This window comes from Cryptosporangium sp. NPDC048952 (genome assembly GCF_043197895.1).
Classification (GTDB): Bacteria; Actinomycetota; Actinomycetes; order Mycobacteriales; family Cryptosporangiaceae; genus Cryptosporangium.
Genome location: NZ_JBICTY010000001.1, coordinates 71,480 through 83,920, shown reverse-complemented (window position 1 = coordinate 83,920; position 12,441 = coordinate 71,480). Strand labels below are relative to the sequence as shown.

The window sequence follows — 12,441 nt, the reverse complement described above, 5'->3', positions numbered from 1 at the left end:
AAAGTTCCGGGCCTTACCGGATCCATAGGTAGGCTGCCTACTCATAGCGTCGTTGCATGAAGACGACGCTCTGGCTGTTCCGGCTGAGCCTCACCGTGCACGCGCTCTGCGTGCTGGCTCAGCCGGTCTTCGCCGGCCTGTACCTGGACGGGTCCTACGACGCGATCGGCGTCCACAGCCTCAACGGATCGATCCTGCCGGCGTCCGGAATGGTCGTCGGAGCAGCGGCGCTCGCGTTCTGGATCGCCGGCGGCGCCGGTTGGCCGCTGCTGGCGTACGCGGTGCTGTGGCTCGCCGAGGGCTTCCAGATCGGCATGGGGTACGCCCGGGTGCTCGCGGTCCACATCCCGCTCGGCGTGACGATCGTCGTGCTGACGGTCTGGCTCACGATCTGGGTCTGGCTCCCCCGGGCCGCCGTGCGACGGCGGGCCCGGTCGTGAGGCGGCGACACTTCCTGGGGCTGATGGGAGCGGCCGCCGGCGCGGTCGCGCTGAGTGGATGCGCGTCGGAGGGGTCGACGGGCGAGGCGCTCCGCAGCGACCGGCCGCTCCCGGAGCCGTTCCGGGTTCCCCTCCCGATCCCGCCGGTCAAACGCCCGGTCCGCCGGGACGCGACGACGGACTGGTACGAGATCGTGCAGCGCCAGGCCGACGTCGAGATGCTGCCGGGCGTCCGGACGCGGATCCTCGGGTACGACGGCGTCTTCCCCGGCCCGACCGTCGAATCCCGCACCGGACGCCGAACGGTCGTGCGGCACTCCAACCAGACGGACGTGCCCACTGTCGTCCACCTCCACGGTGGCCATACCCCGGCGGAACACGACGGCTGGCCCACCGACCTGGTGCTCCCGCAGAACAACGCCGCGCACCACCACGACCACCACCCCGGCCACGTCACCCGGGGCCGCCGCGACTACGTCTATCCGATCACGCAACCGGCCGCGACCCTCTGGTACCACGACCACCGGATGGACTTCACCGGTCCGCAGGTCTACCGCGGCCTGGCCGGCTTCCACCTGATTCGGGACGACGTCGAGGACGCGCTCTCGCTCCCCGGCGGCGACCGGGAGATCCCGCTGATGATCGCCGACCGGGCCTTCGACGCCGACGGCGCGCTCAAGTACCCCGCCATGGCCCACGACGACTTCGTCGAGGGGGTCCTGGGGGACGTCGTCCTCGTCAACGGCGCACCCTGGCCCGAACTCGAGGTCGACGCCGCCCGCTACCGGTTCCGCATCCTCAACGCCTCGAACGCCCGCCGCTACCAGCTGACGCTGGACCAGGGCGCGACGTTCGTCCAGATCGGCTCGGACGCCGGCCTGCTCGCCGCACCGATCGAGCACACCGCGGTCACCATCGCCCAGGCCGAACGCTTCGACGTGATCGTCGACTTCAGCGCGTACCGGCCGGGCCAGGTGATCACGATGCGCAACGCGCTCGGCAGCGCCGGCACCGGCCAGGTCATGCGCTTCCGCGTCGCCCGGAAAGCGCGGGACGACTCGGTGATCCCGACCCAGCTCGCGGACGTCGAGCCGCTCCGCCGCGGCACGGTGGAACGTCAGTTCGCGTTCAGCCGCGGCACCGTCCCCGACGGCCTCGGTGGCCAGCGCAAGGGCTGGGTGGTCAACGGGAAGCCGTTCGATCCGTCCCGCGTCGACGCCACGCCACGCCTGGGTGACGTCGAGATCTGGACGCTCTCCACCGACCTGCACCACCCGGTGCACATCCACCTGTCGCCGTTCCAGGTGCTCTCCCGCAACGGCCGCCCGCCCGGTGACCTCGACGCGGGGTGGAAGGACACCGTCGACCTCCGGCCGGCGGAGACCGTGGAGGTCGCGGTGCGGTTCACCGACTACCGCGGACGGTTCCTGCTGCACTGCCACAACCTCGAGCACGAGGACATGACGATGATGTCCACTTTCGAGACGACGTGACCCGCGGGAGGCGGGGGCGCCCCGGTGCGTCATTCCGGGGCGCCCCCGCCTCTATTCCTGGGCGGGGGCGTCGCCCAGGTCCAAGGGGTTCAGCTCCGCGTCCTGCGCGGGCCGAACCGGTCGGGTGGCCGTGGTGCGGGGCCAGCCGGTGCCGACGCCCTTGAGTGCCCCGCCGGGCGTGGGGGCCGGCTCCGGGTCCGCGGGCGGGATCACGGCCGACTCCCCGACGGCCGTGGGGCCCGCTGTTGCGGTGGTGGAGACCGGCGGTGAGTCGTACATCGCCGGGTCGATCTGTGGCGGCGGCGGCCACGGTTCCGCCGGCGGCTCGGGCTCGACGCTCCGCGCCCGCGACCGCGACGCCCAACTCCACGGGTTCCGTCCCCGCCGCCCCGGCCCACCCCGCGCCGCCGCGGGCGCCGCGGGCGCCGCGGGCGGGACCGGCCGCGCCACCGGCGGCTCGGCCCGCGGAACCGGCGCCGCCGGCGAGACCGGCCGGGCCGCGAGCGAGACCGGCCGGGCTGCGGGCGGCGCGGGCCGTACGACCGGCGCAGCGGGCGAGACCGACCGCGGAAGCTCCTCGATTCGGGCCAGCCGCTCGAAGAGTTCGCCCCGGTCGAACATGACCGTCGCGTCCTGCGCCGGATCAGCGGTGGCCACCGGTTCAGAGGGCGGGGCCGGCACGGCCGGGGCCGGCACGGCCAGGGGCGGCGGCTCCGGTGGGTGGGGTTCCACGTACGACCGCCAGTACGCCGGAGACGTCTCCGGCACCGCCGGCCCCGCAGCCTCCGCCCCCCGCATCATCTCGTCGGCGAGCCACTCGAAAACCTCGAGCCACGCCGACCCGAGCGGCCCACCCTCCGAGTTCGGGAACAGCTCCCGCACCGCCCGCACCAACGCCTGCCCCAGGTACGGAAGGTGCTCCGCGAGCTCCGTCCGCACCCCGTGGTGCGCCGCGTGCTCCGCGCCCAACCGGCGCAGATCGTCCTCGAGCGCGGCGAGCGAATCCAACACCTCCGCTGCTCGCAGCAGGTCCCGCACGATCCGGTCACCGTGCAACCGGATGTCCGCCGCGAGCAGCTCCTTCGTCCGCGGAGCGAACGACGGCAGATGCCGGTACACCGCTGCCGCCAGATCCACCGGCCGCGCCGCGATCGCCGTCCGGGACTCCCGGATCATCGACATCGTCGTGGAGTCCGGCCGGTGGTCTTCGTGGGGCAGCCGCGCGGTCATCCCAGCCGTCCGTGGATCACAGGCCGGGGTCGAAAGGTCAACGCGACGCGGAGTGCGGCGCAGACCACGGCCGCCGGTGGCAGCCTCCACCCACATTCCTGCGGGGACCGGAGCCATCGCACCTGTCCCGTCCGCACCGTCGAGGGCGGCAGCGTCACCCACGAGTCTTCGCCGTGGAGCAGCACACCAGCGCCCGCCGCCGTCAGCCACAGCTCCTGGCCGGGCCGGAGCTGCTGACAGAACAGCTGCGCCTGGCCGACCTTCGAGCTGGAGATCGGCGCGAGGTACCCCTCGGCCCGGAGCCGCTCGTCGATGACGTTCACGACGTCCTCGGTGCCGTCCACGACACCGGGCCCCGTGCTGGTGGGCATCAGCAGCGCGTACGGGTGGCCGGTCCACCAGCGGTCGACCTCGGTCGGGCTGGTGACGACGCACTCGGCGACGGTCGCCCGGCACCGGTCACCGGACGGCCCGATGCCGGGGTCGACGGCGTGCGGACTCGACGTCCGGCAGCGGGGCCGCCCGCAGCGGTAGCGCTGCAACTGCGGGGACCACCAGGCCCCCGGCGCGACCGGCCAGCCGGCGCGCAGGTACTCGTGGGCCGCGGCCGCCAGCACCGCGCGTTCGAGCCGGGCGCTCATCGGGCCACCCCCGCCCGCGTCCACGTGACCGCCCAGTCCGGTGCCTCGATCCCGCGGCGTCGCACTGATGCCGGTGGCACGGTGGACGCGACCCGCACGATCCCTAACGTTCTGCGGCCGCCCTCGTCGGTCAGAATCTTCCGTGCCATGCCAGCACCCCTGTCCTTCCTACCCTCACAGCGCGCCCGGTTCGCCTCCGGACTTCGCGTCGTCATTCGCTTGCGACCGTTCCGGGAGTCGACGACTCACCCGGCAAGAATCGGTCTCGGCGAATAAAACGATCATGGCACCGCCGCACCAATTCACCTCGTAGCGGCGACTCATTTCACCGTTAATAGATGCTTAGTGACTGCTGTTACTGGTGTGACCCAGAGGCACTCGAATGCACCTTCGTTGGGGCGTCCCTTAACGGAATCTGAGGCGATCGACGACAGTCGTCACACCGTCCACACGCAAGCCTTCTCGAGCTCGAACTTCGCTGGTCAGCGCGGGCTCTCAGCAGTCACTCGCGCGCACCCGGCATCGAGTGGAACGACCCGGGAAGTGCCGGATCGTCGCTTTTGGCGAAGCCGCTCGGATCGTTGCCTTTCCGTAACCCGGAGAAAGCGATTCGCGCCCAATTGCGCAGCTCAGGAAATTGCGGAAAACGGCCGGGAAGAAAGCCCGGCACATCGGGAATTCGGCCATCCCGTTCGGGAACAATTCCCGGCTCCCCGGGACAATTGTCCCGGCCGCATTCAATCAATTTCCAGCGAGGAAGAGAATTGCACGCACGCTATCAGCTATCAAGGTCCGACACGGAGAGGGCCCATCCCGGGAACGCGCCGGGATGGGCCCTCTCGTCGATCGAAGTGTCAGCGGGTGCGCGGAGCGAACCCCTCGAACCGACCGTCGTGGCGGGCGAACCGCTCCCACACCGCGGGTAACTCCATCGGCTCCGGCTCGACGACCGCGTCCGACAAGCGGATGACGTCCACCGCGACGAACTGCGGATACTGCCCACTGGTCTGGTAGAACACGGCGTCGTTCGCCCAGCACGCGGCGGCGATGACCGAACGTGCCGCAGCGACGTCCGCCGGGCCCAGGCCGGGCGGACACCACAGGTAGACGCGCTCCCCGTAGGGCTTGCGCACCGTGCACAGCACGCCAGGTAACTTGCCGCTCGGCGAGACGACACCAGCCTCGGCGCAGGCGACCCGCACCCGATGGGGTGTGACGACGGTCCAGAGCACAGCGGTGAGCCACCGACGCAGCGGCGGGATCAGCGCCACGAACGCCAGCAGACCGGTGACGATGCTCAGCCCCGCCAACCCGCCGATGGAGCGGACGCCTGCCCACCAGAGCAGCGGCGCGCCACCGAGGACTGCGGTCTCGTATCGCCACCGCCATAGGACGGTCGTCGGCAGCGGTCGGGCGACCGTCGGCGGCGCCGGCGCTCTGTTGCCCTGGTGGGGAAGTGGCGTCAGGTCGGATAAGTCAGCCGGCACGAACGTCGGGGGCTTGATCGCGGCCTCGCCCTCGTCCGCCCCACCCTGATGCCGGCTTTGTGGCCCCGTGTTCATTGGCATCCTCCATGCCGCGGTTTCCGGTTGTGCAGAGCACCAAGCCGGGACCCGTCCGGCGACAGAAGACCGTGCCGGTGAGCGCGGGGGTGTTGTCGTGACCTGGTGGGTTCCCACTGGACAACGGCGAGCGGCGAAGACAGCTCGCTTCGAGCGAAACTTACGCACCCAATAAGCTCGCGATACGAAAGGGCCCGTCCCCTCCCGACGCCCGGGCCAGCGGTACCGGTTGCTCGTTGGCTACCCTGTCATGACGTTCAGTGAAATCCTGGCACGCTCGGGAGCGTGAGGGCAAGTGCCATTGGCAGTCGTCGAGCTGACAGAATCCGAACTCGGCGCGGCCCTCCCGAACCACTCCAGCCCCTCCCGCCTCACAAGCGAGAAATTTCCAGAAAGACCCCTCTTACCTGCTGGAATGGGAATCCCATCCCACTTGGAACGCTCTCGTTTCCGACACACGAGTGGGTCTTGCGGCCGGTGTGACCAATGTGCTCGGTCGTTTGGTAACGTCCCCGCCTGGCCGTGGCAAGTGCCATTTCGGCGGCGACGCTCCGTGTCTCCGAAGCGGTATCTCTCCGTGGCTCGAAGGGCCGAACAGCAGTGGTAGGCGAACACGCTCCGACACTGCGTCGGCGCGAGCTCGCCGCGCGCCTGCGGGCCCTCCGTCACGAGTCGGGCAAGACGATCGAGGAGGTCGCCAGGGAGTTACTGTGCTCCCCGACGAAAATCAGTCGGATCGAAACCGGTCGACGCGGCGCGGTCCTCCGTGATGTCCGTGATCTCTGCCGCCTCTACGCCGTCTCGCCCGCCGAGCAGGAGCAACTCATGTCGCTCGCGCGGGCCAGCAAAGAGCGTGCGTGGTGGCAGGGCTACGACATCGACGCCACCTACCGGACGTTGATCGGCCTGGAATCGGCAGCGACCGCTATCTCCGACTACCAGCCGTTCGCGTTCCCCGGCCTGATCCAGACGCCCGACTACGCGCGGGCCGTTCTGCTCGGGATGGGCGAGAAGAAGACCGTGCAGGAGATCGACGAACAGGTGAAGCTGCGGATGGCTCGCCAACAGGTCGTCGATCGCCCTGATCCGCCCTACCTGTCGTTCATCATCGACGAGGCAGCCACCCGCCGCCTGATCGGTGGACGCGAGGTCCAGCTCCGACAACTGGATGCCGCCCTCGCCATTGCCGAACGATCGCACGTGACTTTGCAGGTGATCGACTACGAAGCCGGTGCTCATCCAGCGCTACCGGGCAACTTCGGCATCGTGGAGGTCGAGGACAGCGCAGCGTCGGGCATCGTTTTCGTCGAGGGCCATCAGGGGGACTTTTACCTCGAGGGCTCGACGGACTTGAAGCGCTACCGCCGCATCTTCGACCAGCTCAGGTCGATCGCACTCTCGCCGAACAAGTCTTTGGAATTCCTTGCCGCGGTGCGCGACCAGATCCGCACACCAGAGCGCCACTGACGAGCGCCCACAAACGCGGCTCCGAGCTGTCCGCCCCTACCCACGGGGGCCACACCCATCACTCATCTCACCAATAAAGGTGGACGGCTGTGACTTTTAAACCCGATTCGTGGCATAAGTCCACTCGTAGTGCCAGCATGCACTGCGTAGAGGTCGCCGAGACTCCGAGCCTCATCGGCGTCCGTGACTCGAAGAACCCGGAGGGTGCTGTTCTCACCTACCCGGTTGGCCGCTGGGCCGCGTTCCTGCACGGCATCAAGCTCGGTGAATTCGACCGACCGTAGTTCGGTACGACGAAACGGAGCCGCCGGGACCGGCGGCTCCGCTCCTCAGAGCGCAGGCTCCAGCTGCGCCACCAGCCGCGACTTCGGCTGCGCACCCACGACGGTCCGGACCGGCTCCCCGTCCCGGAACAGCGTCAGCGTCGGCGCGCTGAGGATCCCGTAGTCGCGGGCGACGTTCGGGTTCGCGTCGATGTCGAGCGACACCACCCGCACCCGCCCGGCCCACTCCTCCGCGAGCGCCTCCAGCGTCGGGCGAAGGCGATGGCACGGACCGCACCAGTCCGCCCAGAAGTCGACGAGCACCGGTATCTCCGACGCCAGGACCTCCGTGGTCCAGGTCGAGTCGGTAACTGCTTCCACAACAGCCTCCCTCGGTATGGAGGAGGTCACCGCGCGAGCGGCGTGAACGCGCAGAGCGGCTCCGGTGCATCCGCGAGCGAACCGCCCGACACCGCCGACGACAGACGTTCCCGCACCGCCGCGAGGCTCGCCACGCAGTCGTCGATCTCGGCGATCTTCCGCTGGTAGACGGCCACCGACGCGGGGCACGAGTCCCCGGTGGCGTACCCGGCACGCAGGCACTCCACGAACGGACGGGTCTCCTCGAGCGCGAACCCGATTCCGACCAGCGTCCGGATCTCGCGCACGACCCGGACGTCCTCCTCGCCGTACTCGCGATAGCCGTTCGACGTACGGCGCGCGGCCAACAGCCCGAGCGACTCGTAGTGCCGCAGCGCGCGCGTGCTGGTGCCCACCCGCTCGGCCAGCTCACCGATCCGCATCGCGACCTCCTCGGATACCGACGCTAAAGCTTCACGCGGACGTCAAGGCAAGCCTCATGCGACCACTCCGCCGCCGGCCGCGTCCATCGCCTTGTAGATCCGCTGCTCGGAGATCGCGTACGCGGTGCCGAGCGACTGCGCGAACAGGCTCACCCGCAGCTCCTCGATCATCCAGCGGATCTCGCGCACGGCGTCGTCGTCGCGGCGTTCCGGCGGCAGCCGGCGGAGCCAGTCCTGGTAGACCTCGGTGACGGCGGTGATGCGGTCCTGCCAGCCCTTGTCGCGGGCCGGGTCGCGGCGCACGTTCTCCAGCCGCCGCTGTATCGCCTGCACGTACCGCAGCACGTTGACCATCCGACGCCGGCCGGTCGCCGCGACGAATCCCGGGTAGACCAGCGCGTTCAGCTGCGTCTGCACGTCGGTCCGCGCGACCGCGGGTACCGAGGGCAGCAGCGCCTCGACCGCGTGTGCCGCCGCCAACACCTTCTCGACGGTCTTCAGGACGTCGAGTGTCGTCGGCACGAGCGAGGCACGTACCGCGTCCCGCAGCGTCGCGAAGCCCGCCGGGTCGCGGACCGGGCCGCCCGCGGTCGCGATCAGCTCGTCCGCCGCGGCCGCGACGCAGTCCGACAGCAGCGCTGCGACGCTGCCGTGCGGGTTGCGTCCGAGCGCGAGCTTCGCACTGTTCGACAGCGACGACACCACTGCCTTGTTCGGCGACGGCACGGTGAGCAGCACCAGCCGACGGGTGCCGGTCACCATCGCCCGCTGCTGTTCGGCCGGGCTGCCCAGCAGCCGCACGGCCACGCTGTCACCCTCGTCGACCAGCGCCGGGTACGCCTTCACGAGGAACCCGCCCCGCCGCCGCTCCACCACCTCCGGCAACGCCTCGAACGTCCACGCCTTCAACCCGCTCTGCTCGATCGCGAGAGTCTCATCAGGCTCCGGCCCGGAACCGGGGCGGCCGGGCACCCCGGACGCACCGCCCGTCCCGGCGGCGTCGCGCCCCGCGCCGCCCGACCCCGCACCGCCCGACCCCGCGCCGCCCGACCCCGCGCCGCCGGGCACCCCCTCGCCCGCGGCCACGCCCGCGGCGCCCGACCCGATGGCGCCCGCTTCACCCGCGCCGCGCCCGCGGCGCCCGCGACGGGAACGCCTGGGCTCCTCCGGCGCCGTGAGTGCGGCAGTGATTGCTTCGCGGATCTGGGGGGCCAGTTGGCGCTGGAGGGTGACCAAATCCTTGCCCTCGGCGGCCCGGCGCCCGCGCTCGTCCTCGACGCGGAACGTCATCGAGAGGTGGTCCGGGATCCGGTCGTCCTGCCAGGCGTCGATCGGCAGTGAAATACCGGTCAGCCGACGCAACTCGGCGGCGAGTGCCACCGGCAACGGCCCGTCGGCCGGTGAGACACCCGCCAGCGCCGCCCGGGCGACGTCCGGCGCCGGCACGAAGTTGCGCCGGATCTCCTTCGGCAACGACCGGATCATCGCGGTGACCAGGTCGTGACGCAGCCCGGGCACCTGCCAGCCGAACTGGTCCGGCGTGATCTGGTTGAGCACCGCCAGCGGTATGTGGACGGTGACGCCGTCGGCCGCGGTGCCCGGTTCGAACTGATAGGTCAACCGGAGCCGCGCGCCGTCCGCATCCCAGAAGTCGGGGTACGCCGTCGCGATGTCGAGCTCACCGGCAGCCTGGTTGACCAGCATCGACGCCGAGAAGTCGAGCAGCTCCGGCTTTTCCCGCGACTCCTTCTTCCACCAACTGTCGAAGTGCCGCGCGGACACGACCTCGGCCGGGATCCGCTCGTCGTAGAAGTCGAACAGCGTCTGGTCGTCGACGACGAGGTCACGACGCCGGGCCCGGTTCTCCAGCTCGGCGGCGGACTTCAGCAGGTTCCGGTTACGTCCGAAGAACTTGTGGTGGCTGCGCCACTCCCCCTCCACCAGCGCGTGCTGGATGAACAGGTCCCGGGAGAGCTCCGGATCGATCTTGGAGTACGTGACCGTCCGCCCGGCGATCAGCGGAATGCCGTACAGCGTGACCTTCTCGGTGGCCAGCACCGCACCGCGTTCGGCGTCCCAGTGCGGTTCGCTGTAGGTACGAACAGCCAAATGACCGGCGAGCGGCTCGACCCACTCGGGCTCGATCCGCCCGGTGATCCGACCCCACAGGCGCGACGTCTCGACGAGTTCCGCGGCGACGACCCAGCGCGGCGGCCGCTTGGCCAGCGTCGATCCGGGGAAGATCGCGAACTTCGCGCCGCGCGCGCCGTAGTACTCGGTCAGCGGGCGGCGGCCCTTGGGCTGGTCCTTCGTCGTCGTGCGGTCGTCGCGCATACCGATGTGCGAAAGCAGGCCGGCCAGCAGCGAGCTCACGACTTTCTGGCCGTCGCCGCCCGGATCGGCCTGGCGGTCGACGGTGATGCCGAGCCCGCGGATGATCTGACGCAGCTGTCCGTGCAGGTCCTGCCACTCACGAACGCGCAGGTAGTGCAGGAACTCCGCCTTGCACATCCGCCGGAACGCGCTGCCGGACAGTTCCCGCTGCTGCTCCCGCAGGTAGTTCCAGAGCAGCAGGTACGACGAGAAGTCCGAGTGCTGGTCGGCGAACCGTTTGTGCTTCTCGTCGGCGGCCTGCTGGTGCTCGGTGGGGCGCTCGCGCGGGTCCTGGATCGACAGCGCGGCAGCGATGACCAGCACCTCCGGCACGACGCCGTTCTTGTCAGCTTCGATCACCATCCGCGCCAGCCGGACGTCGATCGGGATCTGTGCGAGCTGCTTGCCGACGGCGGTCAGCTGCACACCGTTCGAGTTGTTTTTCGGGGCGTGCAGGGCACCGAGCTCCGACAGGAGCTGGATCCCGTCGGTGATGTTGCGCTTGTCAGGCGGATCGACGAACGGGAACGCGGCGATCTCGCCGAGCCCGAGATTCGCCATCTGCAGGATGACCGACGCGAGGTTCGTGCGGAGGATCTCCGGGTCGGTGAACTCGGGCCGGGAGTCGAAGTCGTCCTCGGTGTACAGGCGGACGCAGATGCCGTCGCTCAGGCGGCCGCACCGGCCCTTGCGTTGGTTGGCACTGGCCTGGGACACCGGCTCGATCGGCAGGCGCTGCACCTTCGTGCGGAGGCTGTAGCGGGAGATGCGGGCCGTGCCGGGGTCGATCACGTACTTGATGCCGGGGACGGTCAGCGACGTCTCGGCGACGTTCGTGGCGAGCACGATGCGGCGGCCGGAGTGCGGCTGGAACACGCGGTGCTGCTCGGCGGCGGCCAGCCGGGCGTAGAGCGGGGCGATCTCGGTGTTGCGCAGGTTCTCCTTGGTGAGCGCGTCCGCGGTGTCGCGGATCTCGCGTTCGCCGGAGAGGAACACCAGGATGTCGCCGGGGCCTTCGCCGGAGAGCTCGTGGACCGCGTCGAGGATCGCCTGGGTGACGTCGCGGTCTTTGTCGGCGTTCTCGTCGTCCGGGTCGATGACCGGGCGGTAGCGGACCTCGACCGGGTAGGTCCGGCCGGAGACCTCGACGATCGGTGCGTTTTCGAAGTGCGCGGCGAACCGCTCGGGGTCGATCGTCGCCGACGTGATGATCAGCTTCAGGTCCGGGCGCCGGGGCAGGAGCTGCTTGAGGTAGCCGAGCAGGAAGTCGATGTTGAGGCTTCGCTCGTGGGCCTCGTCGATGATGATCGTGTCGTAGCGGCGTAGCTCGCGGTCGCGCTGGATCTCGGCGAGCAGGATGCCGTCGGTCATCAGCTTGACCAGCGACCGGTCGCTGACCTGGTCGGTGAAGCGGACCGTGTAGCCGACGGCGTCGCCGAGCTCGGTGTCGAGCTCCTCGGCGATGCGCTCGGCGACGGTGCGGGCCGCGAGCCTTCTCGGCTGCGTGTGGCCGATCAGGCCCTTGATGCCACGGCCCAGCTCGAGGCAGATCTTCGGCAGCTGGGTGGTCTTCCCGGAGCCGGTCTCGCCGGCCACGATGACGACCTGGTGATCCCGGATCGCCGCAGCGATGTCGTCCCGCTTCTGACTGACGGGAAGCTCAGCCGGATAGACGATCTCGGGGACGCTGTCCTTGCGCGCCGCAATCTTCGCTTCCGCAGTCGCGATCTCGGCCGCGACCCGCACCAACGGGTCGTGGTCATCGGCCTGGCGGCGGCCGTCGGCAGCACGCGCATTGCCACCTTGCCGGCCGTCGGCGGCGCGCGGGCGGCCGGAGGACGCTCGGTCGAGTTGGCGACGGAGCCGATGCTCGTCGCGGAGCATCAGCTCGGAAAGGCGGGACCGGAGGTCAGCGACGTCGATCGATTCGACAGTGGCGTTGTTCATTGCACCGTCCAGCGTAGGCGGGGGTTGGCCATACCGCCGACTGCGTTTCTTCACAGGCCTCTCTAAGTCGCGTACGGGACTCTGGAACCGCTGGACCCTTCGGGTGCGTTTCTCTACCAAGAGGCGGATCTCAGGGTGACCCCCGATGCCGCGACGAACGAGACGGGAGATCGTGGAGTAAATCGGTGCGCCGCGAGGTTGCAAGGTCGGAGAGAGGAGGGC

10 protein-coding genes and 1 pseudogene are annotated in these 12,441 nt (G+C 69.8%); 5 read left to right on the top strand and 6 right to left on the bottom strand.

Annotated features, from left to right (window positions below; translation table 11 throughout):
- The first annotated feature begins 56 nt into the window (after positions 1-56).
- Positions 57-440 (top strand): hypothetical protein, encoded by a 384-nt coding sequence (locus tag ACGFY5_RS00390; protein ID WP_392715723.1) that lies wholly within the window; start codon positions 57-59, stop codon positions 438-440.
- 23 nt (positions 441-463) lie between these two features.
- On the top strand, positions 464-1,933 hold the full coding sequence (locus ACGFY5_RS00385; protein ID WP_392718580.1) for a multicopper oxidase family protein: 1,470 nt from the start codon (positions 464-466) through the stop codon (positions 1,931-1,933).
- Between the two features lie 51 nt (positions 1,934-1,984).
- Here ACGFY5_RS00385 and ACGFY5_RS00380 read toward each other — a convergent pair whose 3' ends face one another.
- From ACGFY5_RS00380 to ACGFY5_RS00370, 3 genes are all read right to left on the bottom strand, one after another.
- Positions 1,985-3,163, bottom strand: a complete 1,179-nt coding sequence (locus ACGFY5_RS00380) for a globin domain-containing protein (protein WP_392715721.1) — start codon at positions 3,161-3,163, stop codon at positions 1,985-1,987.
- Entirely contained in the window at positions 3,160-3,804 is a 645-nt protein-coding gene (locus tag ACGFY5_RS00375) for a bifunctional DNA primase/polymerase (RefSeq protein WP_392715719.1), read from the bottom strand. The genes ACGFY5_RS00380 and ACGFY5_RS00375 overlap by 4 nt, the downstream gene beginning before the upstream one ends.
- 854 nt (positions 3,805-4,658) lie before the next feature.
- Positions 4,659-5,366: a hypothetical protein gene (locus ACGFY5_RS00370; protein WP_392715717.1), complete on the bottom strand. Its 708-nt coding sequence runs from the start codon at positions 5,364-5,366 to the stop codon at positions 4,659-4,661.
- A gap of 522 nt (positions 5,367-5,888) precedes the next feature.
- Between ACGFY5_RS00370 and ACGFY5_RS00365 the strand changes: the two are divergent.
- The 3 genes and pseudogenes from ACGFY5_RS00365 to ACGFY5_RS00355 all read left to right on the top strand — a co-directional run.
- Positions 5,889-6,179, top strand: a pseudogene (locus ACGFY5_RS00365) (helix-turn-helix domain-containing protein); the annotation flags it as partial.
- Positions 6,180-6,191: 12 nt separating this feature from the next.
- Positions 6,192-6,833 carry a DUF5753 domain-containing protein gene (locus tag ACGFY5_RS00360; protein ID WP_392718578.1) on the top strand — a complete coding sequence of 214 codons (642 nt, stop codon included), beginning with the start codon at positions 6,192-6,194 and terminating at the stop codon, positions 6,831-6,833.
- 89 nt (positions 6,834-6,922) lie between these two features.
- Complete coding sequence (locus tag ACGFY5_RS00355) at positions 6,923-7,117, top strand: DUF397 domain-containing protein (RefSeq protein ID WP_392715715.1); 195 nt, start codon at positions 6,923-6,925, stop codon at positions 7,115-7,117.
- 45 nt (positions 7,118-7,162) lie between these two features.
- Here the strand turns inward: ACGFY5_RS00355 and trxA are convergent, their stop codons facing one another.
- Genes trxA through hrpA form a run of 3 tightly spaced genes read right to left on the bottom strand, consistent with a single transcriptional unit; the run spans position 7,163 to position 12,219 of the window.
- Positions 7,163-7,477: a thioredoxin gene (gene trxA, locus ACGFY5_RS00350; protein WP_392715713.1), complete on the bottom strand. Its 315-nt coding sequence runs from the start codon at positions 7,475-7,477 to the stop codon at positions 7,163-7,165.
- A gap of 26 nt (positions 7,478-7,503) precedes the next feature.
- The gene (locus tag ACGFY5_RS00345) at positions 7,504-7,899 is read right to left on the bottom strand and encodes a MerR family transcriptional regulator (protein WP_392715711.1); all 396 of its coding nucleotides are present in this window, start codon (positions 7,897-7,899) and stop codon (positions 7,504-7,506) included.
- A 54-nt stretch (positions 7,900-7,953) separates the two neighbouring features.
- Positions 7,954-12,219 carry an ATP-dependent RNA helicase HrpA gene (hrpA, locus tag ACGFY5_RS00340; RefSeq protein ID WP_392715709.1) on the bottom strand — a complete coding sequence of 1,422 codons (4,266 nt, stop codon included), beginning with the start codon at positions 12,217-12,219 and terminating at the stop codon, positions 7,954-7,956.
- Positions 12,220-12,441: the final 222 nt, after the last annotated feature.